This is a genomic window from Halosimplex pelagicum (genome assembly GCF_013415905.1).
GTDB classification, from domain to species: Archaea; Halobacteriota; Halobacteria; order Halobacteriales; family Haloarculaceae; genus Halosimplex; species Halosimplex pelagicum.
Genome location: NZ_CP058909.1, coordinates 3,880,134 through 3,906,084, shown reverse-complemented (window position 1 = coordinate 3,906,084; position 25,951 = coordinate 3,880,134). Strand labels below are relative to the sequence as shown.

General features: G+C 70.1%; 25 protein-coding genes. 13 read left to right on the top strand and 12 right to left on the bottom strand.

The window, feature by feature from the left end:
• Positions 1–14 precede the first annotated feature (14 nt).
• Positions 15–611, top strand: coding sequence for a winged helix-turn-helix transcriptional regulator (locus tag HZS54_RS19630; RefSeq protein WP_179918748.1), 597 nt, complete (start codon positions 15–17; stop codon positions 609–611).
• Between the two features lie 21 nt (positions 612–632).
• Here the strand turns inward: HZS54_RS19630 and HZS54_RS19625 are convergent, their stop codons facing one another.
• The gene (locus HZS54_RS19625; protein ID WP_179918747.1) at positions 633–1,775 is read right to left on the bottom strand and encodes a methyltransferase; all 1,143 of its coding nucleotides are present in this window, start codon (positions 1,773–1,775) and stop codon (positions 633–635) included.
• 555 nt (positions 1,776–2,330) lie between these two features.
• Here HZS54_RS19625 and HZS54_RS19620 point away from each other — a divergent pair.
• From HZS54_RS19620 to HZS54_RS19610, 3 genes are all read left to right on the top strand, one after another.
• Entirely contained in the window at positions 2,331–2,795 is a 465-nt protein-coding gene (locus HZS54_RS19620; RefSeq protein ID WP_179918746.1) for a GNAT family N-acetyltransferase, read from the top strand.
• Positions 2,796–2,911: 116 nt separating this feature from the next.
• On the top strand, positions 2,912–5,590 hold the full coding sequence (locus tag HZS54_RS19615) for a heavy metal translocating P-type ATPase (RefSeq protein WP_179918745.1): 2,679 nt from the start codon (positions 2,912–2,914) through the stop codon (positions 5,588–5,590).
• 145 nt (positions 5,591–5,735) lie between these two features.
• Positions 5,736–6,245: a plastocyanin/azurin family copper-binding protein gene (locus tag HZS54_RS19610; protein ID WP_246391699.1), complete on the top strand. Its 510-nt coding sequence runs from the start codon at positions 5,736–5,738 to the stop codon at positions 6,243–6,245.
• Positions 6,246–6,296: 51 nt separating this feature from the next.
• Here the strand turns inward: HZS54_RS19610 and purD are convergent, their stop codons facing one another.
• Entirely contained in the window at positions 6,297–7,610 is a 1,314-nt protein-coding gene (gene purD, locus HZS54_RS19605; protein ID WP_179918744.1) for a phosphoribosylamine--glycine ligase, read from the bottom strand.
• A 127-nt stretch (positions 7,611–7,737) separates the two neighbouring features.
• Between purD and HZS54_RS19600 the strand changes: the two genes are divergently transcribed.
• The gene (locus HZS54_RS19600; RefSeq protein WP_179918743.1) at positions 7,738–9,099 is read left to right on the top strand and encodes an NAD-dependent succinate-semialdehyde dehydrogenase; all 1,362 of its coding nucleotides are present in this window, start codon (positions 7,738–7,740) and stop codon (positions 9,097–9,099) included.
• A gap of 84 nt (positions 9,100–9,183) precedes the next feature.
• Positions 9,184–11,343, top strand: a complete 2,160-nt coding sequence (locus HZS54_RS19595) for a thioredoxin domain-containing protein (RefSeq protein ID WP_179918742.1) — start codon at positions 9,184–9,186, stop codon at positions 11,341–11,343.
• A gap of 33 nt (positions 11,344–11,376) precedes the next feature.
• Here HZS54_RS19595 and HZS54_RS19590 read toward each other — a convergent pair whose 3' ends face one another.
• Positions 11,377–11,763 carry a TlpA family protein disulfide reductase gene (locus tag HZS54_RS19590; RefSeq protein WP_179918741.1) on the bottom strand — a complete coding sequence of 129 codons (387 nt, stop codon included), beginning with the start codon at positions 11,761–11,763 and terminating at the stop codon, positions 11,377–11,379.
• A gap of 84 nt (positions 11,764–11,847) precedes the next feature.
• The gene (locus tag HZS54_RS19585) at positions 11,848–12,285 is read right to left on the bottom strand and encodes a DUF488 family protein, N3 subclade (protein WP_179918740.1); all 438 of its coding nucleotides are present in this window, start codon (positions 12,283–12,285) and stop codon (positions 11,848–11,850) included.
• Between the two features lie 161 nt (positions 12,286–12,446).
• Between HZS54_RS19585 and HZS54_RS19580 the strand changes: the two genes are divergently transcribed.
• The 3 genes from HZS54_RS19580 to HZS54_RS19570 all read left to right on the top strand — a co-directional run bounded on the left by HZS54_RS19580 (position 12,447) and on the right by HZS54_RS19570 (position 14,641).
• Positions 12,447–13,160, top strand: coding sequence for a hypothetical protein (locus tag HZS54_RS19580; RefSeq protein ID WP_179918739.1), 714 nt, complete (start codon positions 12,447–12,449; stop codon positions 13,158–13,160).
• 12 nt (positions 13,161–13,172) lie between these two features.
• Positions 13,173–13,517, top strand: a complete 345-nt coding sequence (locus HZS54_RS19575) for a hypothetical protein (protein ID WP_179918738.1) — start codon at positions 13,173–13,175, stop codon at positions 13,515–13,517.
• Positions 13,518–13,735: 218 nt separating this feature from the next.
• The gene (locus HZS54_RS19570) at positions 13,736–14,641 is read left to right on the top strand and encodes a PLP-dependent cysteine synthase family protein (protein WP_179918737.1); all 906 of its coding nucleotides are present in this window, start codon (positions 13,736–13,738) and stop codon (positions 14,639–14,641) included.
• A 1-nt stretch (position 14,642) separates the two neighbouring features.
• Here the strand turns inward: HZS54_RS19570 and HZS54_RS19565 are convergent, their stop codons facing one another.
• Complete coding sequence (locus HZS54_RS19565; protein WP_179918736.1) at positions 14,643–15,404, bottom strand: zinc ribbon domain-containing protein; 762 nt, start codon at positions 15,402–15,404, stop codon at positions 14,643–14,645.
• A 132-nt stretch (positions 15,405–15,536) separates the two neighbouring features.
• Between HZS54_RS19565 and HZS54_RS19560 the strand changes: the two genes are divergently transcribed.
• Entirely contained in the window at positions 15,537–17,285 is a 1,749-nt protein-coding gene (locus tag HZS54_RS19560; RefSeq protein ID WP_179918735.1) for a MutS-related protein, read from the top strand.
• 33 nt (positions 17,286–17,318) lie between these two features.
• Here HZS54_RS19560 and HZS54_RS19555 read toward each other — a convergent pair whose 3' ends face one another.
• The 3 genes from HZS54_RS19555 to HZS54_RS19545 form a co-directional block, all read right to left on the bottom strand.
• Positions 17,319–17,471, bottom strand: a complete 153-nt coding sequence (locus HZS54_RS19555) for a hypothetical protein (protein WP_179918734.1) — start codon at positions 17,469–17,471, stop codon at positions 17,319–17,321.
• A gap of 131 nt (positions 17,472–17,602) precedes the next feature.
• On the bottom strand, positions 17,603–17,911 hold the full coding sequence (locus HZS54_RS19550) for a hypothetical protein (RefSeq protein ID WP_179918733.1): 309 nt from the start codon (positions 17,909–17,911) through the stop codon (positions 17,603–17,605).
• Between the two features lie 372 nt (positions 17,912–18,283).
• Positions 18,284–18,451, bottom strand: a complete 168-nt coding sequence (locus tag HZS54_RS19545; RefSeq protein WP_179918732.1) for a hypothetical protein — start codon at positions 18,449–18,451, stop codon at positions 18,284–18,286.
• A 149-nt stretch (positions 18,452–18,600) separates the two neighbouring features.
• Between HZS54_RS19545 and HZS54_RS19540 the strand changes: the two genes are divergently transcribed.
• Positions 18,601–18,831 carry a hypothetical protein gene (locus HZS54_RS19540; RefSeq protein WP_179918731.1) on the top strand — a complete coding sequence of 77 codons (231 nt, stop codon included), beginning with the start codon at positions 18,601–18,603 and terminating at the stop codon, positions 18,829–18,831.
• Between the two features lie 48 nt (positions 18,832–18,879).
• Here HZS54_RS19540 and HZS54_RS19535 read toward each other — a convergent pair whose 3' ends face one another.
• The 4 genes from HZS54_RS19535 to HZS54_RS19520 form a co-directional block, all read right to left on the bottom strand.
• Entirely contained in the window at positions 18,880–19,191 is a 312-nt protein-coding gene (locus HZS54_RS19535) for a CGCGG family putative rSAM-modified RiPP protein (protein ID WP_179918730.1), read from the bottom strand.
• A gap of 66 nt (positions 19,192–19,257) precedes the next feature.
• Positions 19,258–21,228 carry a DEAD/DEAH box helicase gene (locus tag HZS54_RS19530; protein ID WP_425484348.1) on the bottom strand — a complete coding sequence of 657 codons (1,971 nt, stop codon included), beginning with the start codon at positions 21,226–21,228 and terminating at the stop codon, positions 19,258–19,260.
• Positions 21,229–21,591: 363 nt separating this feature from the next.
• Positions 21,592–22,356: an IclR family transcriptional regulator gene (locus tag HZS54_RS19525; protein WP_179918728.1), complete on the bottom strand. Its 765-nt coding sequence runs from the start codon at positions 22,354–22,356 to the stop codon at positions 21,592–21,594.
• A 106-nt stretch (positions 22,357–22,462) separates the two neighbouring features.
• Positions 22,463–23,323, bottom strand: a complete 861-nt coding sequence (locus tag HZS54_RS19520) for a fumarylacetoacetate hydrolase family protein (protein ID WP_179918727.1) — start codon at positions 23,321–23,323, stop codon at positions 22,463–22,465.
• A 243-nt stretch (positions 23,324–23,566) separates the two neighbouring features.
• Here HZS54_RS19520 and HZS54_RS19515 point away from each other — a divergent pair, with 243 nt between their 5' ends.
• Both HZS54_RS19515 and HZS54_RS19510 read left to right on the top strand, forming a co-directional pair.
• Positions 23,567–24,532, top strand: coding sequence for a sugar phosphate isomerase/epimerase family protein (locus tag HZS54_RS19515; protein ID WP_179918726.1), 966 nt, complete (start codon positions 23,567–23,569; stop codon positions 24,530–24,532).
• Between the two features lie 3 nt (positions 24,533–24,535).
• Entirely contained in the window at positions 24,536–25,690 is a 1,155-nt protein-coding gene (locus tag HZS54_RS19510) for a Gfo/Idh/MocA family protein (protein ID WP_179918725.1), read from the top strand.
• The last annotated feature ends 261 nt before the right edge of the window (positions 25,691–25,951 follow it).

Below are 25,951 nucleotides of genomic sequence, written 5' to 3'. Positions count from 1 at the left end.
CGCTCGTCCGTCGTATGCGCGACCTTGACGACACCGACCGGACGATCCTCGGACTCCTGCTCGACGACGCCCGCCGCTCCTGGCGCGACATCGCCGATGTCGTCGACCTCTCGCCGCCCGCGGTCGCCGACCGCGTCGAGCGTCTCGAAGACCTGGGCGTCATCCGCGGGTTCACCCTCGACGTCGACCGCTCGAAGCTCCGCGAGGGCGCGCCCGTGCTCGTGACCCTGAACGTCGCCCCGCGGGCCGCCTCGGCGGTCGCGGACTCGCTCGGGGACGCCGACGCCGTCGAACACGTCTTCACCACCGCCGAGGAGCGCGTCGTCTTCACCGCGACCGTCCCCGATGGCGACGTGCTCTCGCTGCTCGACTCGACGGTCGCGATGGAGGACGTGCGAGACTACGAGGTGTCGCTGCTGTCGGATCGGTCGTGGAACCCCTCCGTCGCCGAGGCCGAACTCGCGCTGACCTGCGACGAGTGCGGCAACACCGTCACCCCCGAGGGCGAGACCCGCGAGCTCGACGGCGAGACCTACCACTTCTGCTGTGAGTCCTGCGAGGCCTCCTTCGTCGAGATGTACGAGGAGCTGCGAGAGGGCGCCGAGGGCTGATTCGAGTCGTCCGGTCCGCTCTCAGCGTCGCGCGAGTCGCACGACGTGTTCCTCGCCGGTCGCGACCGTCTCGACGCGCCCGAACGCGGCGAGCGGGTCCGACAGATCGAGCGCGCGATGGTGGACGACCCAGCAGCGGCCGTCCGGCGCGAGCACGTCGGCCGCACCGCGGAACAGCTCGGCGAGGACGCCGCTTCCGGCGTGGGTCGGCGGGTTGCAGAGCACCGCGTCGAACGTCCGGTCGGCGACGCCGGCGACGCAGTCGGCGGTGACGACGCGGCCGTCGACGCCGTTCGCGGCGAGCGTCCGCTCGGCGCAGGCGGTCGCGAGCGCGTCGTCGTCGCTGGCCCACACCGAGCAGTCGGCGACGCACCCGGCGTAGGCCGCGAGCGGGCCGTAGCCGCAGCAGAGGTCCAGTACCCTGTCCCCGTCGGCGACGGCGGCGGTCTCCGCGAGCAGGCGCGTTCCGTGGTCGAGGCCGCCGGCGGCGAACAGGCCTGGCGCGGTGACGAGGGTCAGGTCGATCCCGTCGACGGTCGCCTCGAACCGATCGAACGGCGGGTCGGGACGGCCGCCGTCGGCGGTCCGCGATCCGGTCGCGCGCAGGAGCGTCCAGCCGTCGCGCTCGGCGACCGTCTCGACGGTCGACGCCGCGTCGTCCAGCGCGTCCTCGTACCGGCCGAGTCCGGTCTCGGGCTTCGCGGCGAGAAAGAGCGCGCCGTCGCTCGCGAGCGATGCGAGCGCCGAGCAGATGCGTCTGACCCCGATCTCGATCGGGGTGTACGGTTCGGGAACGAAAGCGACGGTGTCGAACGAGTGGGCGGGCGGGCCGTCGACCGACGCGAGGCCGGTCGCGAGTTCGACGGTCGCGTCGACGCCGTTCTCGGCGGCGTTGCGCTCGCAGAGCGCGGCCGCGCGGGCGCTCGAAGCGGTCATCCGGACGCTCGTCGCTCGTTCGGCGAGAACGATGCCGAGGACGCCGTAGCGGGCGTCGACCGTGCGGAGTCGGCCGAGGTCGCGCTCCCAGAGGTGTTCGAGCGCGAGCAATTCGCCGGGACAGAACGCGTCGGGCGCGTCGACGCCGTCGACGGTGTGGAACTCGAAGCGGTCCGGACCGGCGTCGGTTCGCGACCCGAGGACCAGCGGCTCCCGTCGAGGGGTCATCGGCGACTCTCCGTTCGGGCGCGGAGTTGCGGTCGGTGGACAGAACGGCCGCGAACGTGCGAGCGGTGCGGGAGGGGTCGTCGGGTCGTCGGGCTTCGTGCGATCGGGTGGTCGTCGGGACTGTGCGGTCGCGGGCGTGTGTGGCGTGGCATTCGGATTGTCGGCAGGGCTGGCGTGCGTCGACCGACTCAGAGCCGCGCCTCGGGGACTCGATAGGACCGAAGAACGCACCCTCGGCTGTCCGCGGAGCGCGGCGCCGGGTGCCGTCTGCGTGACCGCCCTGGACCCGTCCCGCTTCTGTGCGGGCCGAAGCGAAGATCCGACGGCCTACGGACGGCGAGCCGGTCGGAGCCGTTCCCTGCCCGTCAGTCGTCGCTGCCGTCGACGACCGACGCGGCGCGGCGAACGCGGCCCGACCTCGAGCCGAAGACCACTGTGGGCCGACGTATTCGGACGGGCCACTAAGTGTTTGCGACTCCACAGGACCGCGGACGGTCGTGGGACCCGTTCTCGGACCGGCGCAAATCGTAACTACGACCGGACTGTCGGCCGCGTATGGACCTCGTCGAAGCGACCCGCGAGGACGTGGAATCCCTCGCCGAGTACTGGTACGCGCTCGCGACCGGGATGGAACCGTACGACGACCTGAACGAGATCGCCTACGACGACCCCGAGCCCGCCGAGGCCGGGTTCGAGAGACTGCTCGACAGCGAGGATACGACGGTCTACTTGCTCGCCGTCGAGGGGACCGAGGTCGGCTACGTGCTCGTCTGCGAGGGCGAACACCCCTCCCGGACGCACTCGATGTACCTCGACATCGTCGACCTGTACGTTGCGCCGGACCACCGGGACGAAGGCCACGGCAGCGACGCCCTCGACGCCGTCGAGCGGATCGCCCGCGGCCGCGGCGTCGACTACGTCGAGGTCTCCTGCGAGTGGGGCAACGACGGCGCCCGCCGGTTCTACGAGGACAACGGGTTCGAACCGAAACAGGTGACGTACACACGACGGGTGGACTGACGTTCGGACCGCTAGATCGGCGTCCAGATAGGTTGGGATCGAAAAACTACCGTCATCTGTACTTTCGAAACACAGGGACAAACCGCATGAACGGGTAGCCCCTATCTAGATCCAACATGAGCGAGCGCACGATACGACTTCAGCTACAGGGGATGAGCTGCGCGAACTGCTCGCAAACCATCGAGGAGCGCGTGGGCTCGCTGGCGGGCGTCTCGGAGGTGGACGCCAACTACGCGACCGACGAGGGGAGTGTCGCGTACGACCCCGAGGAGACCTCGCTCCGGGAGATCTACGACGCCATCGAGGACGCGGGCTACGAGGCGGCCAGCGAGACGGTCTCCGTGGGGATCACGGATATGTCGTGTGCGAACTGCGCGGAGACCAACGAGTCGGCGCTGCTGGACACGCCCGGTGTCGTCGACGCGGACGTGAACTACGCCACGGACGAGGGGACGGTGACCTACAACCCCGCCGAGGCGTCGCTGGACGACATCTACGGCGCCATCGAGGACGCCGGCTACTCGCCGGTCCGCGAGGACGAGAGCGGCGACGGGGGCGGAGCGGGCGGTGAGAGCGGCGAGTCATCGACCGATCCGCAGCAGGCCGCGCGCGACGCCGAGATCCGACGCCAGCGGAATCTGACGCTCTTCGGCGCGGCGCTGTCGCTGCCGCTGCTGGCGATGATGGCCGGCCACCTCTTCGCGCCCGGGTGGATGGACGCGACGTTCGAGGGGGTCCCGCTCGGCTGGGTCGCGTTCGCGCTCGCGACGCCCGTCCAGTACGCGCTGGGCAAGGAGTTCTACGAGAACTCCTACAAAGCGGTCGTCAAGAACCGGACGGCGAACATGGACGTGCTGATCGCCCTGGGCTCGTCGACCGCCTACCTCTACTCCGTCGCGCGACTGCTCGGGTTCCCCGGCGAGGGGCTGTACTTCGACACCGCGGCCCTGATCTTGGTGTTCATCACGCTGGGCAACTACCTCGAAGCGCGCTCGAAGGGCCAGGCCTCCGAGGCGATCCGCTCGCTGCTGGAGATGGAGGCCGACACCGCGACGCTCGTCCGCGAGGACGGCAGCGAGGAGGAGGTCCCGCTCTCGGAGGTCGAGGTCGGCGACCGGCTGAAAGTCCGGCCGGGCGAGAAGGTCCCGACCGACGCCGAGGTGGTCGACGGCGACAGCGCGGTCGACGAGTCGATGGTTACCGGCGAGTCGGTTCCCGTCTCGAAGGAGCCCGGCGACGAGGTGATCGGGTCGACCGTCAACCAGAACGGCGTGCTCGTCGTCGAGGCGACGAAGGTCGGCGAGGAGACGGCGATCCAGCAGATCGTCGACCGCGTCAAGGACGCCCAGAGCCGCCAGCCGGAGATCCAGAACGTCGCCGACCGCATCTCCTCGTACTTCGTCCCGGCGGTCATCGCCAACGCGCTGTTCTGGGGCGGCGTCTGGTACGCGTTCCCGGTGGCGCTGGCCGGGTTCGTCGACGCCCTGCCGGTGTGGGGACTCGCCGCGGGCGGCCCCGCGGCCGTGGGCGTCTTCGAGTTCGCGGTGGTCGTGTTCGCGTCGGCGGTGCTGATCGCCTGTCCCTGCGCGCTCGGGCTGGCGACGCCCGCGGCGACGATGGTCGGGACCACGATCGGCGCCCAGAACGGCGTCCTCTTCGAGGGCGGCGACATCCTCGAACGGGTCCGCGACGTGGACACCGTCGTCTTCGACAAGACCGGGACGCTCACGGAGGGCGAGATGGAGCTGACCGACGTGGTCGCGCTGCCCGCCACCGACCGCGGAAGCGTCGCGGGTGACGCGCCCGGGGGCGGCGACGCGGCGACCGACGGCGGCGCCCTGGCCGACCCCGAAGCCACCGAGGAGTTCGTCCTCGAAGTCGCCGCGAGCGCCGAGTCCGGCAGCGAACACCCGCTCGCCGAGGCCATCGTCGAGGGCGCCCGCGAGCGCGGTATCGAGGTCGAGGACGCCGACGAGTTCGAGAACGTCCCCGGACAGGGCGTGAAGGCGACGACGAGCCACGGCCGCGTCCTCATGGGCAACCGGAAGCTCCTGCGCGATGCCAGCGTCGACGTGGCGCCGGCCGACGAGGCGATGGACCGGCTCGAACGCGAGGGCAAGACCGCGATGCTGGTCGCGCTCGCCGACGGGGACGGCGCCGATGGGACGAGCGCCGACGCGACCGGCCGCGACTACCGCCTGCTCGGCGTGGTCGCCGACGCCGACACGGTCAAGGAGTCGGCCGAGGCGGCCGTCAGCGAACTCCGCGAGCGCGGGACCGACGTGTGGCTGATCACCGGCGACAACGAGCGGACCGCCGAGGCCGTCGCCGAGCGCGTGGGGATCGACCCCGGGAACGTGATGGCGAGCGTCCTCCCCGAGGACAAGGCCGACGCGGTCGACGACCTCCAGTCGGAGGGCCGGCGCGTGATGATGGTCGGCGACGGCGTCAACGACGCGCCGGCGCTCGCGACGGCGTTCGTCGGCTGCGCCATCGGGAGCGGCACCGACGTGGCCATCGAGGCCGCCGACGTGACGCTGATGCGCTCGGACCCGCTGGACGTGGTCAAGGCCGTCCGCGTCTCGGAGGGGACCCTCGCGAAGATCAAGCAGAACCTCTTCTGGGCGCTGGGCTACAACACCGCGATGATCCCACTGGCCTCGCTGGGGCTGCTCCAGCCGGTGCTGGCGGCCGCGGCGATGGCGATCTCCAGCGTCTCCGTGCTGACCAACAGCCTGCTGTTCCGCCGCTACGAGCCCGACCACGACTACGAACTGCTCGGCTTCCTCCGCTGAGGAGACCGTCGCGAGGTCCCCTCGTCCGGCCGAACCGGTTCGGCCAGACTGGACGGTTTCGCGCGACTGAGCGCATCGAAACGGTCTATCACGGTCTGCATTGCGAACCCTCTTTTCGGTGGGGTCCCAAGGATTCGGTTGCGACATGACCGACGGAATCCGACGTCGACGGCTGCTCGGTGGTATCGGAGCGATGGCGACCGCGGGCGTGCTCGCGGGATGCTCGACTGAGACGAGCGGCGGTGACGGCGGCGACGGCGGCGGCGGGACAGCCACGGACGGTGGCGACGGCGGTAGCGCGCCCTCCTGGCCCTCGTACCTCGACGACGCGCAGGGGGACACCAGCCAGGACGCCCGGGGCCAGAGCGAGGTCACGGTCGCGGTCGGGCCGGACGGGAGCCTCGCGTACGATCCGGTGTACCTGCGCGTCGACTCGGGAACCACGGTCAACTTCGAGTTCGAGTCGCCGACGCACAACGTCAAGCCCGAGAGCCAGCCCGAGGGCGGTTCCCTTGACGGGACGGAGGGCAGCGAGATGGAACCGGTCGACGAGGGCGAGACGTACTCGGTCACGCTGGAGACGACCGGTATCTACACCTACTACTGCGGACCCCACGAAACGACCGGCATGAAAGGCGGCATCTCCGTCGAGTAAGAGCGGGATATCGGCCGGAGCGCAGTTGTTGCGGTTATTTTTCGGTCCGCGTCACTCGCCGCGGAGTTCGGCGACGTGGTCGATGCGCTGCTGGACCAGGTCGGGTTTGCCGATGTCGTGGCGGATGCGGACGCCGTCGCCCGCGGCTTCGAGAGCGTCCTCGGCGATCGCCTCGGCGGCCTCGATCGTGTCGGCCAGGCCGACGACCGCGAACGACCGCGAGGTGGTCGTGTAGATGCCGTCGTCGCGCTCGTCGACCGAAGCGTAGTACAGCAGCGCCTCGCCGTCGGTCCCCTCGGCCGCTGCGGCCGCGCTCTCCTCGTCGACGGTGACCTTCGCGCCGCTGTCGGGATCGGTCGGGTAGCCCTCGGGGACGGCGTACTTGCAGACGGTCGCCTTCGGGGCGAACGATAGCTGCGGGAGCGCGTCGCCGTCGCGTGCCGCCGTCAGCACGTCGAGGAAGCCCGTGTTGAGCACTGGCAGCGTGTTCATCGCCTCGGGGTCGCCGAAGCGGGCGTTGAACTCGACGACCTTGATGCCCTCGCTGGTGAGCATGAACTGCCCGTAGAGGACGCCCTTGTAGCCGTCCAGCGCGTCGACGACGGCCTCGATCACGTCGACGGCCTCCATGTAGTCGTCCTCGTCCATGAACGGGAGTTCCAGGGTCGCGTCGGAGTAGCTCCCCATCCCGCCGGTGTTGGGCCCATCGTCGCCCTCGTAGGCGCGCTTGTGGTCCTGAACTGCGGGGGTGACCCGGACCTCGCCGTTGGCCACGAGCGCCTGGACGGTGAACTCCTCGCCCACGAGGCGTTCTTCGAGGACGATCCGCTCGTAGGACGAGTCGCGGACGTACTCCTTGGCCTCCGCCTTGGTGATCTGGTCGCCCGTCACGCGGACGCCCTTGCCGCCGGTGAGACCGGCGGGCTTGACGGCGAGGTCGCCGTCGTACTCGTCGATGAACTCGGCGGCGGCGTCCATGTCCTCGAACGTCTCGAAGTCGGGACAGCCGGGGATGTCGTGTTCGCGCATGAAGCGGCGCTGGAAGGCCTTGTCCGTCTCGATGCGGGCCTCGGCCTCCCGCGGGCCGAAGGCGTAGACGCCCGCGTCGTCCAGCGCGTCGGCGACGCCCGCAGCGAGGGGGGCTTCGGGGCCGACGACCGCGAGCGTGGCGTCGACCTCGCGGGCGTAGGCGGTGACCGCCGAGGGGTTCGTCGTCTCCAGCGACTCGAAGCCCTCCGCCAGCCGGGCGATGCCCGGGTTGCGGTTGCCCGCGCAGGCGTACAGATCCGCGTCCGAGTCGCCGAGCGCGCGGGCGACCGCGTGCTCCCGACCGCCGCCGCCCACCAGCAGGACTGTCTCTGTCATATTCGGATATCCGGCGCGGTGGGTGCCTAAAGGTTGCCTTTCGAGCGATACGATCCGCGCGAGCGGGGCGGAAGCGGTCGAACCGGGGCCCCCAAATAAGTGCGTCGCGGTCGATGTGCGACCAGCCATGGAGGTCGTCAACCCCGCGACCGGCGAGCGTATCGAGACGTACGAGGCGGCCGGCGAGGCGGCCGTCGAGCGGACGCTCGCGGACGCCCAGCGCGCCTTCGAGCAGTGGCGCGAGCGACCGCTGGCCGAGCGCGAGGAGCTGATCGCGTCGGCCGCCGACGTGCTCCGGGAGGACAAACGCGAGTACGCGGAGCTGATGACTCGGGAGATGGGCAAGCCGGTATCCCAGGCCGAGTCCGAGGTCGAGAAGTGCGCGTGGGTCTGCGATCACTACGCCGAACACGCCCACGCCTACCTCGAAGCCGACCACCACCCGAGTCCCCCGGGGACCGAGGTCGAGACCGTCCACGAGCCGCTGGGGGTCGTCCTCGCGGTGATGCCGTGGAACTTCCCGTTCTGGCAGGTGTTCCGATTCCTCGCGCCGTATCTCACCGCCGGGAACGTCGGCGTGCTGAAACACGCCTCGAACGTCCCGGGCTGCGCCGAGGCCATCGAGGGGATCCTCCGAGAGGCGGGCTACCCCGAAGGCGTCTTCCAGTCGGTGCTCGCGCCCTCCGACCTGGTCGACGACATCGTCGCCGACGACCGCGTCCGCGCGGCGACGCTGACGGGGAGCGGCCCCGCGGGCCGTGCCGTCGCCTCGGCGGCCGGCGACCAGCTGAAGAAGATGGTACTGGAACTGGGCGGGAGCGACCCGTTCGTCGTCCTCGACGACGCCGACCTCGACGACGCCGCCGAGACCGGCGCGTGGGCCCGCAACCTCAACGGCGGCCAGTCCTGCATCGCCGCCAAGCGGTTCGTCGTCCACACGGCCGTCTACGACGACTTCCTCGACCGCTTCGTCGACGAGGTCGAGTCGCTCGCCGTCGGCGACCCGATGGACGAGGACACCGAGGTCGGCCCGCAGGCCCGCGAGGACCTCGTGGCGGACCTCCACGACCAGGTCGCGGCCAGCGTCGAGGCGGGCGCGACGGTCGTCACCGGCGGCGAGCCGATGGACCGCGAGGGCGCCTACTACCCGCCGACGGTCCTGACGGACGTGCCCGAGGGGTGTCCGGCCGACTCCGAGGAGCTGTTCGGGCCGGTCGCCGCCGTCTACGAGGTCGACGACGAAGCGGCGGCGGTCGAGCGAGCCAACGACACCGAGTTCGGCCTCGGCGCGAGTGTCTGGACCGCGGACCGCGAGCGCGGCGAGCGGGTCGCCCGCCGCATCGACGCCGGCTGCGTCTACGTCAACCAGCTCACCAAGTCCGACCCGCGAGTCCCGTTCGGCGGCGTCAAGGAGTCCGGTTACGGCCGCGAGCTCTCCGAAGCCGGGATGAAGGAGTTCGTCAACCGCAAGACCGTCTGGATCGAGTGACCGCCGCGTTCCGAACCGGCGTGTCACCCGTCGGCGCCGTCGCGTTCCCGGTCGCTTTTCGGCGTCCCCGGCGTAGGGCCGGCCATGACCGATCCGGACCCCACCGCGCGCAATCGCCTCGGCGAGGAGGAGAGCCCCTATCTCCGCCAGCACGCCGACAACCCCGTCGACTGGCAGCCCTGGGACGAGGCGGCCCTCGCGGCCGCCGAGGAGCAGGACAAGCCTATCTTCCTCTCCATCGGCTACGCCGCCTGCCACTGGTGTCACGTCATGGAGGAGGAGAGCTTCGCGGACGAGGGGATCGCCGAGCTGCTCAACGAGCACTTCGTCCCGATCAAGGTCGACCGCGAGGAGCGGCCCGACATCGACTCGATCTACATGAGCATCTGCCAGCAGGTCAGCGGCCGCGGCGGCTGGCCGCTCAACGCCTGGCTCACGCCCGACGGCGACCCCTTCTACGTCGGCACCTACTTCCCCCCGGAACCGAAGCGCGGTACGCCCGGCTTCCGTCAGTTGCTCGAAGACATCTCCGAGTCGTGGGCCGACCCCGACGAGCGCGAGGAGATGGAGTCCCGCGCCCGCCAGTGGACCGAGGCCATCGCCGACGACCTGGAGGACACGCCCGACGGCCCCGGCGACGCGCCCGGCGAGGACGTGCTCGACGCGACCGCGAGCGCAGCCCTCCGCGGCGCCGACCGCGAGTTCGGCGGGTGGGGCAAGGGCCAGAAGTTTCCCCAGCCGGGCCGCCTGCGCGTGCTGATGCGCGCTCACCGCGCGGGCGGCCGCGACGCCTACCGCGAGGTCGTCGCGGAGACGCTCGACGCGATGGGCGACGGCGGCCTCTACGACCACGTCGGCGGCGGTTTTCACAGGTACACCACCGACCGCGAGTGGGTCGTCCCCCACTTCGAGAAGATGCTGTACGACAACGCCGAACTCGCGCGACTCTTCCTGACCGGTTACCAGTTCACCGGCCGCGAGCGCTACCGCGACACCGCCCGCGAGACGCTCGAATTCGTCGAGCGCGAACTCACCCACCCCGATGGCGGGTTCTACAGCACCCTAGACGCCGAGAGCGAAGACGAGAGCGGGGAGCGCGAGGAGGGCGCCTTCTACGTCTGGACGCCCGACGGCGTCGACGACGCGGTCGCCGAGTACGGCCCCGAACACGGGGTCCCCGGCGAGCAGGCCGACCTCGCGGCAGAGATCTTCCGCGAACGCTACGGCGTGACCGCGACGGGGAACTTCGAGGACGGGCAGACGGTCCTGACGCGCAGCGCGAGCGTCGAGTCGCTCGCCGACGACTACGGGCTCTCGGCCGAGGACACGGAGCAACTGCTCGGCGCCGCGACGGCGGCCGTCTTCGCGGCCCGGGAGGAGCGCCCCCGCCCGCCCCGCGACGAGAAGGTGCTGGCCGGCTGGAACGGCCTGATGGTCTCGGCGTTCGCCGAGGCCGCCATCGTCGACGACGAGTCCTGGGCCGAGAGCGCCGTCGACGCGCTCGGCTTCGCCCGCGAGCACCTGTGGGACGCCGACGCCGGACGACTCTCCCGGCGGTTCAAGGACGGGGCGGTCGACATCCAGGGATACCTCGAAGACTACGCCTTCCTCGCCCGGGGCGCGTTCGACACCTACGGGGCGACCGGCGAGGTCGAACACCTCGCGTTCGCGCTGGACCTCGCGCGGACGATCGAGGCGGAGTTCTGGGACGCCGAGGCGGAGACGCTCTACTTCACGCCCCAGAGCGGCGAGTCGCTGGTCGCCCGGCCACAGGAACTGGCCGACCAGTCGACGCCGTCCAGCGCGGGCGTGGCCGCCGAGCTCCTGCTCTCGCTCGACGGCTTCGTCGACCACGACCGCTTCGAGACGGTCGCCGCCGGCGTCCTCGCCACCCACGGCGGCCGAGTCGAGTCGAACCCCCAGCAGCACCCCTCGCTCGCGCTCGCCGCCGACACCTACCGCTCGGGCGCGCACGAACTCACCTTCGCCGCCGACTCGATACCCGACGACTGGCGCGAGCGACTCGCCGAGACCTACGTCCCGCGGCGGCTGCTCGCGCCGCGACCGGCGACGGACGACGCGCTCGCGGCGTGGCTCGACGCGCTCGAACTGACCGCGGCACCGCCCGTCTGGGCGAGTCGCGAGGCTCGCGACGGCGAACCGACTGTGTACGCCTGCCGGTCGCGGACCTGCTCGCCGCCGACCCACGACCTGAGCGAGGCGCTGGACTGGTTCGAAGACTGACCGCGGAGAGACGGAGCGAGGGAGGGCGGGCGCTCAGGCGGAGGCCAGGTGTTCGAGTTCGCGACCGAGGTAGACGGCGATTGGGACCGGCTCCTCCTCGACGAAGCGGGCGACCTCCTCGCCGCCGCGCTCGACGACGACGGTCGGGATGTACTCGATGTCGTACTCCTCGACCTTCGGGCCGACCTTCGTGCCGTCCTCTTCCTTCTCGACGGCGTACTCCTCGATTCGGTGGTCGGGGACGCCCGCCGCGTCGAGCGCCGCGCCGAAGTCGGGCAGCTGCGATCGGCAGTCGATACACCAGTCGCCGCCCCACACCTTGTAGGTGACCTCGTCTTTCAGCGCCGCGAGCACGTCCACCGTCTCGGCGTAGGCCTCCTCGGTCCACACCGGGTTCGGATCCATGGTCTCCAGTGACATACCAACTCCTTACGGGCGGGGTGGCTTAACGACAACGCTCCGTTCACGCTCGCTCACCGGGCGTCCGCTCCGCTCGCGACTGTCTCACTCCGCGAGGCTCGCCGCTCGCTCGCGGACCGCGTCGTCGAGGATCCGCCGGTGACACCGCTTGGAATCGCCCTCGAAACAGACGAGCGCGACCGTCTCGCCCGCGGCGACCCGCTCGGCGAGGTCCGCTATCGCTTCCGCGGCCGCCTCGCTCGCGAGGTGCTCGCGGTACCGCGTCGCGAAGTTGACCTCCTCCCAGGCGGCGTTGTGCGCCCCCTCGTCGCACAACCCCTGGCGCCGGAGGTCCTCCTGGCGGTCTTTCGTCTCCGAGAGCAGCGACTCGGGCGGCCCGAGTTCGGGCCGGTTCTCGTCGACCAGGGCGGCGAACCAGCCGGTCGGCCGGCGGACGACGCCGACCCGCGTCGCCTCCCCGGGCAGGTCGGCGATGTCGTGCTGGAGCGCGGCGGCGTACGTCTCCGTGACGGTCCCGGACACGCCTCGTCGTTCGTGCGAAGCGACGGAAAAGGTTCCGCCCGCGCGAGTCGGTGTGCGGGTGACGCGTCGTCGCGGCTGTAGGTCCGGACCGTTCGCGGCGGCCGTTAGCTGTTGTCGCCGGTGAACTGGCCGCTCTCGTCGCGTTCCTGCTCCTGGGCGGAGTGCTTGCCGCCGCGGCGGCGGGCCTCCTGAGTCAGGCCCTGGGTGTTACCCTGACCGCCGCTCTGGCTGCTACTGCGGTCGTCGTCACTCCCGCTACTCCGCTGCCCGTACTGGTTCTGCTGGCTGCCCTGCTGACGGCTCTGTTGCTGCTGTTGACGGCCCTGCTGCTGGTGGCTCTGTTGGCCCTGATGGCCGGCGAACTGACCGTGCGGGCCACGCTGCTGAGAGTGGGCGGAGTGCTGGCCGCCGATCGAGCGGCCCTGCTGGCCGCCGAACTGCTGGCCGCCCTGCTGCTGGTGCTGCTGGCGCTGCTGACCCTGCTGACGGGACTGTTGGCCCTGATGGCCGGTGAACTGGCCCTGCTGGTCGCGCTGCTGGGACTGGGCGGAGTGCTGGCCGCCGATCGAACGGCCCTGCTGGCCGCCGAACTGCTGGCCGCTCTGGTGCTGTGTCTGCTGGGGCTGCTGGTGCTGTTGGGCCTGCTGATAGTTCTGCTGGCGCTGCTGGCCCTGCTGACGGGACTGCTGGCTCTGGTGCCCGGTGAACTGTCCCTGCTGGTCGCGACCCTGGGAGTGGGCGGAGTGCTGACCCCCGATCGAGCGACCCTGCTGGCCGCCGAACTGCTGCTGGCCGCCCTGCTGCTGCTGCTGGGCCTGCTGCGGGTCGTTCTGCCGGGACTGCTGCTGGTGTCGCTGGCTACCCCGCTGCTGTGACTGCCGGCCCTGGTGGCCGGTGAACTGTCCCTGCTGGTCGCGCTGTTGGGACTGGGCGGAGTGCTGGCCGCCGATCGAACGGCCCTGCTGGCCGCCGAACTGCTGGCCGCTCCGGTGCTGTGTCTGCTGGCGCCCCTGCTGTTGCTGGGGCTGCTGGTGCTGCTGGGACTGGCGCCCCTGCTGCTGATAGTTCTGCTGGCGCTGCTGGCCCTGCTGGCCCTGATGGCCGGTGAACTGTCCCTGCTGGTCGCGCTGTTGGGACTGGGCCGAGTGCTGGCCACCGATCGAGCGGCCCTGCTGCTGGTTGTGCTGGCTCCCCTGTCGTCGGTCGTTCTGATTGTCGTAAGGCATGATTGAACTGGGATATCGCGGTGCCGCCACCGTCGACGGTCGCCCGTCGAGCGGCTCACCTGCCCGTTGACTCGGCACTCGAATGGCTGTTCGGCCTGCATAGGTAACCCGGAGAATCACACGACTCACCCCGACAGAGGGGCCGATTCTGAGTCCGTCACCGACGCCTGCACTCCCTGCCGCTGTCACGGGCCATTTAAGCCGGCGTGTCGTACGCGGGAGTAGTGAACTCGAGCATTCTGGACACCATCGGGTCGCCGCTGGTCGAGGTCGACGCCCCGGAGGGCGCGACGCTCGCGGCGAAGATCGAATCGTTCAACCCGGGCGGGTCGGCCAAGGACCGGCCGGCCAAGGGGATGGTCGAGGCCGCCGAGCGCGACGGCACCCTCGCCGAGGGCGACACCATCGTCGAGCCGACGAGCGGCAACACCGGCATCGGGCTGGCCATGGTGGGCGCCGCCAAGGGCTACGACGTGACGCTGGTCATGCCGTCCTCGAAGTCCCCCGAGCGACGGCAGATCATGCGCGCCTACGGCGCCGAGATCGAACTCGTCGACGGCGACATCTCCGCGGCGAAAGACCGCGCCGACGAACTCGAATCCGAAGGGGAGTACGTCCAGCTCCGGCAGTTCGACAACGCCGCCAACCCCGAGGCGCACTACCGCACGACCGGCCCGGAGATCCTCGACCAGGTGGGCGACAGGGAAATCGACGCGTTCGTCGCCGGCGTTGGCACCGGCGGCACGATCTCCGGCATCGGCCGCCGACTGCGCGAGGCGTTCCCCGACCTGGAGGTCGTCGCCGTCGAGCCGGCCGAGAACGCCGTCCTCTCGACGGGCGAGGCCGGGGACGACGACTTCCAGGGGATGGGGCCGGGGTTCGTCAGCGACAACCTCGACCGCGACTTGCTCGACGACGTGGAGACCGTCGAACTCGACGCCGCCGAGGCCGAATGTCGGCGCCTCGCCCGCGAGGAGGGGATCTTCGTCGGGCAGTCCTCCGGCGGGACGAACCTCGCAGCGAAGCGGGTGGCCGAACGCCTCGTCGACGAGGGCGTCGAGGACCCGCTCGTCGTCACCGTCTACTGGGACAGCGGCGAGCGCTACATGTCGACCGGGATGTTCGACTAGCTCAGTTCTCGCCGGTGTCCTCCGAGTCGGGCCGCGCCTCCTCGAACGCCCGCAGGTCGCCAGTGACGCGACGGCTCGCCTGGCGGCGCATGAACGTCCCCAGCAGGGCGGCCAGCCCCGCGACGAGCAGGGCGACGGCGGTGACGAGCGCGACCGACACCGAGAGGTCGCCCGCCGCGATGCCGTTCCCGCCGAACCGCAGGCCGGCCGGGATCAGCGCGGTGCCGGCGGCAACGAAGTAGCAGCTCCGCGCGAACGCCTCCGCGGGGACGCGGGCCCGAGCGAGGTACGCGGCCGGCGCGAGCCAGCACCCGAGGAAGACCAGCGCCGCGCTCCAGAGGGACAGGACCCGGACAGTGTTCATCAGAAAGAGCCCCAGCGGCGCGAGCGGGAGCGCGACCGCGAGGCCGGCGAGGACCATGACCCGTCCCGACGCCCGCCGCTCGCCCGCCTCGACGGTCAGCAGTTCCGCGGGGTCCTCGTCGAAGCGGCCGTCGAGCTCCGAGAGGTCGACGGCCTCGCCGTCCTCCCCGATAGGCGTCGCACAGCGGGGGCAGAAGCGCGCGTCCGCCGGTAGCGGGTCGCCGCAGTCGGGGCAGGGAAACTCCGCGTCGTCGGCCTCGATGGTGGGTCCCGCGGCGTCCGTGTCGCCTCCCGACTCGCCGTCGACGGACGGCTCCCCGGCGTCCGCGTCGCCCGAGTCGCCGTCGGCCGGCTCGCCGCCGCCGTCGTCCGTACCGTCGCGGTCCCCCGGATCAACCATGACACCGGCTACGCGCTCGGCCGTCAAGAATCCCTGTCACGGTCGAGGGTCCCGCCGGTACCCGTTCGACGACCCGCGATCGGGGCGAGCGGACGAGAAACGACTTTACCGGCGGGGAGCCACCCACCGGGCATGCGACTGGAGGACTACTGGGGAATCGGGCCGAAGACCCGGGATCTCTTGGCCGACGAACTGGGCGTCGAGCGGGCGGTCGAGGCCATCGAGACCGCCGACACTCGCGCGCTGGTCGCGGCCGGGCTCTCGCAGGGACGGGCGACGCGCATCCTCCGGCGGGCACAGGGCGGCGGGGCGATGGACGTGCTCGCCACGCGGGACACTCGCGAGGTGTACAAGGAGATCCTCGATCTGGCCGGCGAGTACGCGCTCACCGAGGACGCCGCCAGCCGGATCCGCATCCTCACCCCGCTTGGCTCCCGCGAGGAGATGGCCGAGCGTATCGACCGGATCCTCGAAGCCCGCGACGCCTGGACCGCGCTCGACGAGGAGACCCGCGCGGCCGTCGAGACCGCCTTCGAGGAGGGCGCCGCGGGCGGCGAACTCGCGGCGGTCCGGACCGCGCTCGCGCTCTCGGAGGCAGGGGTCTCCGAAGGCGTCTTCGAACCGATCGCCGAGCTTGACGACGACGTTCTGGCGGACGCAGCCGCCGCGCTCGCCGGGCTCCGCGGCGACGACGACCGAATCGGCGAGGGCGCCGACGACCGGCTGGACTCGCTGCGCTCGACGCTCGCGAGCGTCGAGGACATGGCCGCGACGCCCGAGAGCGTCGCCGAGGAAGTCCAGTCCGGCGCCCGCGGGGCCGACGACTTCCGGGAGACGCTCGTCCGCCACGTGACGAGCGAGACCGACGTGGACGTGGCCCGCGTCCGCGAGGCGATGCCCGGCGAAGCGACCGACGCCGGCGACTTCGTGGCCGAGACGCTCCGGGCGCTCGCGGGCGACCTCCGGACCGGCGTCGAACGGCGCGAGTCCGAGGTGGCCGACCGGCTCGAGGACACGCTCGAATCGGCCCGCGGGGAGGTCGACGCGGCGGTCGCGGCCGTCGACGACGTGGCGCTGTACGTCTCGCTGGCGCGGTTCGCCGAGGCGTTCGACCTCGGGCGGCCGACGTTCGTCGACCGCGAGACGGTCGCCGTCGAGAACGCTCGGAATCTCTCGCTGGTCGCCGGGGGCGTGCCCGTCCAGTCGGTCACCTACGGCATCGGCGACCACGCGCTCGACGTGGCGGCGCCGGCGCCGCCGCGTGACCACCGCGTCGCCGTCCTCACCGGTGCCAACTCCGGGGGGAAGACCACCCTGCTGGAGACGCTGTGTCAGGTGCAACTGCTCGCCCAGATGGGCCTGCCCGTCCCCGCCGACAGCGCGGAGGTCGGCGTGGTCGACGCGGTCGTCTTCCACCGCCGCCACGCCAGTTTCAACGCGGGCGTGCTGGAGTCGACACTGCGGTCGGTCGTGCCGCCGCTGACCGACGAGGGCCGGACGCTGATGCTCGTCGACGAGTTCGAGGCGATCACCGAACCGGGCAGCGCCGCCGACCTGCTCCACGGGCTCGTCCGCCTGAGCGTCGACCGCGGGGCGCTGGGCGTGTTCGTCACGCACCTCGCCGACGACCTCGAACCGCTGCCGCCGGAGGCGCGCGTCGACGGCATCTTCGCCGAGGGACTGACCACGGACCTGGACCTCGAAGTCGACTACCAGCCCCGCTTCGAGACCGTCGGCCGCTCGACCCCGGAGTTCATCGTCTCGCGGCTGGTCGCCAACGCCGGCGACCGGAGCGAGCGCGCCGGCTTCGAGACGCTCGCCGAAGCCGTCGGGGAGGAGGCCGTCCAGCGGACGCTCTCGGACGCCCGCTGGTCGGCCTGACCGCGGCCGTCGCTCCGTCCGCGTGAGTCGCTCTCAGACCGGCCCGGCGGTCAGTAGTTCGCCGTCCGAGGGGTCGTCGTCGGTCGGCTCGCCGTCCTCGCTCTCCTCGCTCGCGTCGCCGTCCGTCGATCGATGCCGTGTCTCGTCGTCTCGCGACTCGTACTCGGGCGCGATGATGCACAACATGGCTCGCAGGCTCTCCGGCGGGGATCGAACCCGCCGCTCCGGCCGGCCGCCGGCGTCACACCGCTGTGACCGCGGAGAGCGAAGGGCCGGGACGACCCCGCCGCGGGGCCGCCGTCGGTAGTCGTCGCCGGTCACGCCTCGGCCGCCTCGGCCACGAGGACGCTCGCCTCCATGATGCCGAAGCCGTCTTCGAGGGTCGCCCGGACCGCGTCGGGCTCGACCTCGTGGTCGGGGAGGACGACCCAGACAGTCGCCGTGACGCGGATGTCGGTCGCACGCGGCGTCACGTCGGTCACGCCGGTGACCTCCGCCGTCTCGACGCCCGCCGCGTCGGCGACGACCGTCCGGACGCCGCTCTCCAGGTCCGCCATCGTGTCTCGGGGGACCCACAGGTCTATCTCCGCCGTCGCTTCCACCTGGTTCGTGGCATGGACTGCCATACGACGCCCGGCGCGAGTCGAACGCGCCGCCCGCTGCCTCCGAGGGGCGTCCGGAGCGCGCAGCGATGCCTCTGCCCGGCAGAGCTGGCGCTGGTTCACCGCCGCGGCCGTCCTCGAAGCCGGCGAGGCCGGCTCACGCCCGGTCACCGCGAGAGCGGCGACCGGCCGGACGGGCGCGGGTCTGGGGGACTGAGCGTACCGTGACCGCGGCGTCGCGGGGACGGGGCCGTCCCGAGCTGGACCAGCGGGACTCCGGGGCCCGCCGTCAGTCGGGACGAACCCGTGGCCGCGACGCCGAGTTCACAGGAAGAGCCGAGGTGGCTCGAATCGACGGCCGTCACCGGACTGGGAGCCCGGACGACCTGCGGACCTTCACGCGGCGATCGATTCGAGATTGCGGTCGACCCCGCCGAACCGAGCGCGCGCAGGAATCCGCTTGCCGGTGTCCACCGGCGCATCGGCGGACACGGCAGACCCGGCACCGCCGCAGACGGAGGCCTCGGCCCCCTGGTGTGCCGGATACGCGCTGAGTTCGGTCATCATCGGGATCACCGCTCACCTCGTGGGTGAAGCGTACTGCATACGTCTACACGGATTTATATTAAATTTTTTGCAGGTATGGCAGGGATTGACACGCGAGAACTCTCGGGAGGGTCACATTTATCCCTCGGATAGGCGAATGAGGTGGTATGCAGAAACGCATCAAACGCGTCCTGAGTCGTGCTCGCTACGCAGCCATGGGTGCCGCGGTCGGCGCCGGAATCGGCGGTCTCGTCGGTCGCAACGCCGCCAGCACCGGCGGCGCGCTCGGCGCCATCGTCGGCGCGACCATCGGCGAGAAGCGCGTCACCGTCGACTCGTTCATCGACGACGTCAAGGAGAAACGGGCCGAGCGCGACGAACTCGTCGCCGAGGAATAACGCCCGAACCGCACCGGCCGCGCCAGTGCGGTCGGCAGTCGGACCGAACTACACGGCTTCTTCGACGTGCGCGCGGGTGACGTGCCCGCCGCACCCGCACTGTTCGACGTACTCGTAGCGCACGGCGTCGCCGTAGGCTTCCGCCAGCGCCTCGTAGAGGTACGTCTCGGGATGGCCGTGGTCTCCGTGGGTGACGAGGTTGACGTGGTTGCCCGGCGCCGTGTGTTCGACGGCATCTTTCGCCTGCGAGACGACCAGCTCGCGGTCCTCGCCGTGGTGTGACTTCTCCAGGTTCGCCGACCAAGAGTTGTCGTGGACGCGCTCGGTCACCGGCTCCACGTCGTCGTGGCTGACGGACATACCGATCCGTAGGAGCCCCGCACGCCAAGCGCTGGCGCCGAACGTATTCGGGCCGGAGCTAACTCGTCAGGGGGCGCCGGCGTCGTCCCCGTTCTCGCCGTCGGTCTCGTCGAGGGACTCCGACGTTGCGTCGGCCTCGCCGTCGTCCCCGGAGTCGCCCGCGGACTCGTCTCCCGTCGGATCGTCGCTGTCGTCCTCGTCGGGTTCCTCGACCGTGTGCTCGCGGACCTGGACGCCCTTGCCGGCGAGATAGCGCATCTGCCGGCGGGCGAACTCCTCCTCGCGGGCGCCCTGGGTGGCGAGGACGTACATCAGCGCGCGGCCGGCCGGGCGCATCGTCCGGCCCGCGCGCTGGGTGCCCTGCCGGCGCGAGCCGCCCAGTCCCGACGCGACGATAGCCAGTGACGCGTCGGGCAGATCGATCCCCTCGTCGCCGACGCGGGAGACGACCAGCGTGTCCAGCGAGCCGTCCCGGAACTCCTCGAATCGCCGCGCGCGTTCGTGGTGCGGCGTGTCCCCGCTGATGAACGGCGCGTCGAGCGACGCCGAAAGCTCCCGGCCCTGGTCGAGGTAGTCGACGAATATGAGGGCTTTCTGCTCGGGGTGCTTCCGGAGGATGCGGCGGGTCTCCTCGACCTTCGCCGGGTTCGAGGCGGCGATCTGGCGGCGCTCGTGGCCCTCGCTGCCGACGTACTCGTTGCGGTGGTCGTCGTCGGTCCACGGGACGTAGCGGATCTCGACGGTCGGCTCGGAGACGAACCCCTCGTCGAACAGCGCGTCCCAGTCGGTGCCGATCGGCGGGCCGATCAGCGTGAAGATTTCCTCCTGCAGGTCGTCCTCCCGGACGGGGGATGCACTGAGCCCCAGCCGATGTCGCGTCTGCAGGTTCGCGCTCCGGCGGTACACGTCGCTGGGGACGTGCTGGACCTCGTCGTAGACGATGAGTCCCCACTCGCGGGAGTCGAACAAATGGCGGTGGCGATCCATCCCGGCGGTCTGGTAGGTCGCGATCGTGACGGGTCGGATGTCCTTGGTCCCGCCGTGGTACTCCCCGACCTGCGTCTCGTCCAGCGTGGTGTGGGCGAGCAGTTCGTCGCGCCACTGCCGGACGAGTTCGCGGCTCGGCACGAGGATCAGGGTCTCGCCGCCGACGCGCTCGACGATGCCCATCGCGGCGACGGTCTTCCCGCTGCCCGGCGGGCCGACGAGCACGCCCGACTTCGTCTCCATGAACCGCCCCACCCAGTCGTGCTGGTACTCGCGCAGTTCGAGGTTCAGCGTCAGGTCCAGCGGTTCGCCCGAGTCGAGGTCCCGCTCGTCCTGGACGGGGTAACCCGCCTCGTAGAGGATCCGCTTGACCTCGGCGGTCGCCTCCTCGGCGACCCAGCTCTCGGTGTCGGAGATCGGCGCCCGGAGGTGGTCGTCGCCGAGCTTCTGGCGGGCGACGTTGCCCATCAGGTTCTCCGTGGCCGCTTCGAGCACGACGTAGCCGTCCTCGTGCGTTTCGAGGGTGAACTGGTGGGCGCGCTTCCACTGGTCGCCGATCCACTCCTCCAGAGCGGGGTAGCGCTGGGGCAGCACGTCCCGGACCGTCCCGAGCAGCCCCTCCAGGTCCTCGTAGGGCGCCTGCCACACGTCAGAGTCGTCGATCTCGTAGACGTAGCCCTGCTCGCCGTTCGTATCCACGAGTCGGGCGAACTGCGAGAGCTGGGCGCGCGTGAACTGCGCGGGCCTGTCGACGACGATCTGGCGGCGGTCGGGGAAGACGACGAACCGCTCGCGGTCGGCGTAGTCGGTCCACTCCGCCGGGTACCACACCGTCGGGTCCTGGGACACGTCCCTGCTCACGACCGCCCGCTCGCCTTCGAGGTCGGCCAGCCACGCCTCGACGTCCGCCCGCGGTTCGTCGACGTGGCGCGCGACCTCCTCGGTCGTCAACACCGGGTTGCCCGCCGCCTCGACCGCCTCGTGGAACCGGTCCAGCGACGGCTCCCCCTGGTCGTCTGTCACGCTCCCCGATTGGCGACGCCGCGACAAGGGGGTTTCGTCTGCCGCTCCGACCCTCGCCGTCCAGATCCGGCCAGAAAAGACATTTAGTGAATATATATTTGGATCTGTCTAATCCGAATTTCGCTCGTATCGTTGCTCCTGGCGTCAAAAAATCGGTTTCGCCCTGATAACGGCTTTTCTGCTGGTTTGGAACCGATACATGCCGCGGCGTCGGTGGAACGACGAGGAACAGATAACGACTACCGTCGAAGGTATTTCTGCAGAAAAACCTCCGATAGAGTCTACATCATGGCGTATCCACAGTATACGCTGAATCGGTCGGCCGGGCGGAGAAAATGATAAAAGGCGTAGGAGAACAGAGAGTTATAAAATAAGGTAGGTGACGATCGATTACGAGTAGGTGACGTTGAGTTCGAGGACGTTCGCGGTTTCGAGGACGCGCTTGGGGAGTTCCTCGCGGAAGCGGTGGTCCTCGAAGCGGTGGGAGGGGCCGGAGACGGAGATGGCTCCGAGGACGCGGTCGTCGTTGCTGAGGACGGGCGCGGCGACGCAGCGGAGGCCCGACAGGCGTTCCTCGTCGTCGAACGCGACGCCGCGCTCGCGGATCTCTGCGAGGGTGTCGAACAGTTCGTCGCGGTCGGTGACGGTGCGGTCGGTGGTCTCGGGGAGGCCGTGGCGGTCGATGATCTCGTCGACGCGCTCCTCGGAGCAGTGGGCGAGGATGGCCTTGCCCAGCGCGGTGCTGTGGAGACAGACGCGGTTGCCGACGTGTTCTTTCACGCGGACGGCGTTCTCGCCGCGGGTCCGGTAGAGGTAGGTGCCCTTGCCGTGCTCCTCGACGAGCAGGTTGCAGAGCTCGCCGGTCTCGTTGGCCAGCCGGTCGAGTTCCGGCCGGGCGATCTCGAAGATCTGCGACTGGTTGCGGGCGTACGCGCCGTGTTCGAGGAATCGGAGGCCGATGCGGTACTCGTCGTCCGCCTTGACGACGTAGGCCTCCTGTTCCAGCGTGCTCAGGTAGTTGTGGACCGTGCTCTTGGGCAGGTCGAGATGCGTCGACAGCTCCGTCACGCCCGCGCCCCCCAGCTCCTGAAGCCCACCGATGATCCGGAACGTGCGTTCGACCGATTTCACCGTGTTCCGCGCGGTCTGCGCCATACTCCGACTCAATACACTGGCCGGTAATAACCGTTCCGCAATCGCAAACGGTCGTTCAGAAATTCACTCGGGACCGAGCCAATCTTCGATCGGGGCGATAGAGAACTCAGACCGTCGTGACCGGGTTCGTCAGCGTGCCGATCTCCTCGATATCGATCTCGACGAGGTCGCCCTCGTGGAGCGTGAAATCGCCCTCGGGGACCAGCGCCGTTCCGGTCATCAGAACGGTGAGGTCGGGGACGACGTTGTGGCGGGTGAGGTAGGAGGACAGTTCCTCGCAGGTCCGGACCATCTCACCGGTGTTGGTGGCGCCCTCGTAGACGACCTCGCCGTCACGGTGGATCTGCATCGTCATCTCCAGGTCGTGGGGGTCGTCGACTTCGCCCGCGGAGGTGACGCAGGGGCCGAGTGACGCGCAGCGGTCGTACACCTTCGCCTGCGGGAGATAGAGGGGGTTTTCGCCCTCGATCGAGCGGCTGGACATGTCGTTGCCGATGGTGAACCCGACGATCTCGCCCTGGTAGAGCACGACCGCGAGTTCGGGCTCGGGGGTGTCCCAGGTGGAGTCGCCGCGGATGCCGACCGACTCGTTCGGACCGACGGTCCGGCTCGGTGTCGCCTTGAAGAAGACCTCCGGGCGCTCGCTCTCGTAGACGTCGATGTACACGTCCGGTTTGTCGCTCTCCTCCTGGCGGGCCTCCTCGCTGATCTGGTAGGTGACGCCCGAGGCCCACACTTCCGGCGGCTCGACGGGGAGCACGAGGTCGTCGTCGTCGAACTCGATCTCCCCGGCGTCGTCGAGGTAGGCCTCGGCGGCCTCGTCGAGGCCGTGGCGCGTCTCGTCGGCCGCGAGCAGCTCGACGACCGTCGACGGGCCGTCGGGCGCGCTCGTCAGGTCGTAGGAGGCGTCACCGTCCGAAGCTACCAACCGCTCGTCGTCCCCGCGCGTCACTCGGAAGTATCTCATGCTACTGACTGTGATGGACAGCCAGTATTTAGTTTTGCCGGGCCGCGGTCGCGAGCGTCGATCGCGAGGCCGCGGGCCCGTCGTCGGGGACGGCGACCGTCGCGGCGGGTCGGCCGTCGGGCCCTCGCGGTGACCGCCTGGCCCCCGCGAATCGGCGTGTCGGCCGCCGAGAACCGCCCGAGGCCGCGGCGAGGGGTACCGCCACCGCAAGAGTTTTTGAGCGTTCGAGAGAGGTGAACACACATGGACGTAGGTGTGCTGACCGTGGCACTCGGCGGCGAATCGCTCGACGACGCGCTCGCGTACCTGGCCGACCAGGGCGTCGACGCCGTCGAACTGGGCTGTGGCGGGTTCGTGGGCGACGACCACCTCCCGCGCGAGGAGTACCTCGACGACGAGGACGCACAGGCCGAACTGCAGGCCCTGCTCGACGAGCACGACCTCTATATCTCGGCGCTGGCGACCCACAACAACCCGCTGCACCCCGACGACGAGCGGGCCGCGCGCGCCGACACGGAGCTCCGGGAGGCCATCGAGCTGGCCGACCAGCTCGGCGTCGACGCGGTGACGACGTTCTCGGGCCTGCCCGCGGGGAGCCCCGCGGGCGAGGTGCCCAACTGGATCACGGCGCCGTGGCCAAACGAGCACCACGAGGCCCACGAGTACCAGTGGGAGGTCGCCGAGGAGTACTGGTCGGACCTGGCCGAGCACGCCGCGGACCACGACGTGAACGTCGGCATCGAGATGCACCCGAACATGCTCGTCTACGAGCCGACCGGAATGGTCGAACTGCGCGAGCGCACGAACGAGTACATCGGGGCGAACTTCGATCCCTCGCACCTGTTCTGGCAGGGCATCGACATCACCGAGGCCATCCGCTTCCTCGGCGAGGAGCACGCGATCCACCACTTCCACGCCAAGGACACCAAAGTGTACGAGTCCAACTCCCGCGTCAAGGGCGTGCTCGACACCGAACCGTACACGGAGGAGCCGGACCGCTCGTGGCTATTCAGGTCGATCGGCTACGGCCACGGCGAGGAGTTCTGGAAGGACGTGGTGTCGACGCTGCGGATGATCGACTACGACGGCGCGCTCTCGATCGAACACGAGGACTCGCTGACTTCGCCGAACGAGGGTCTGGAGAAGGCCATCGACGTGCTCCAGCGCTCCGTCTTCGAGACCACCCCCGGCGACGCCTACTGGGCCTGAACCATGACGGAGGAACCCCTCTCCGTCGGCGTCCTCGGCTATCGCTTCATGGGCAAGGCCCACGCGAACGCGCTCGCGCGCCTCCCGATGTTCTTCCCGGAGGCCCCCGCCGTCAAGCGCGACGTGATCGTCGGGCGCGACGAGGAGGCTCTCGCGGAGGCGGCCGACCAGCTCGGTTTCGAGCGCTACGCGACCGACTGGGCGGACGTGGTCGACGAGGTCGACGTGTTCTACAACCTCGGCCCGAACAATATCCACGCCGACCCCTCGATCGCGGCGCTGGAGGCCGACACGCACGTCTTCTGCGAGAAGCCGCTCGCGCACACCCTCGACGACGCCGAGCGGATGCGCGACGCCGCTCGCGATTCGTCGGCGACCGCGGGCATTGCCTTCAACTACCGGTTCATCCCGGCGATCCGGTACGCCAAGAACCTCATCGATAGCGGCGAACTCGGCGATATCCACCACGTCCGCGGGCGGTATCTCCAGGACTGGCTGGTCGACCCCGAGGCGCCGTGGAGCTGGCGCAACTCGAAGGAACTGGCGGGCTCGGGCGCGCTCGGTGATCTGGGCGCCCACACCATCGACCTGGCGCGCTTCCTCGTCGGCGACCGCGCCGGCGACATCTCGCGTCTGTCGGGGCACCTCCAGACGTTCGTCGACGAGCGGCCCGTCCCCGGCGGCGACGACGGTTCCCTCTCGGGCGAGGGCGACGGCTCGACGGAGACCCGCGAGGTGACGGTCGACGACGCCTACACCGCCCAGGCGGAGTTCGAGAGCGGCGCGATGGCGACCTTCGAGGCCTCCCGGTTCGCCAACGGGCGCAAGAACGACCACACGATCGCGATCGAGGGGTCGAAGGGGAGCCTCTCGTTCTCGCTCGAACGGCTCAACGAACTGGAGCTGCTCACCGAGGGCGACCGCGGCTTCCAGACGGTCAACGTCACCGACCCCGACGACCCCTACATCGACCACTGGTGGCCGCCCGGCCACGTCATCGGCTGGGAGCACACGTTCGTCCACGAGAACTACGAGTTCCTCTCGGCGGCCGCCGCCGGCGAAGACCACAGCCCCTCCTTCGAGGACGGCTACCGCGTCCAGGAACTGCTCGCCGCGATCGAGGACTCCGACGAGTCCGGCGAGTGGGTCGACGTGTAGGCGGGTCCGGCTCCCGCTCGACCGCCGTTCGGTTCCGTTCCCTCCCGCTCGACCGCCGCTCGATTTCGTTCTATCCTGTTCGAGACCTGTTCTGTCTCTATAGATCCCGTCCCATCGACGTATCCGTCGTATTCGTCCCCGAAGCGGGCGTTCGAAACGAATTCGATTCGATCTCGGGAGCCACTCGGACAGAACGACGAATCGCCCTTCGGGAACGATCGCGCTCGATCCGCGGCAGATTACATGATTACGGGCGTAATA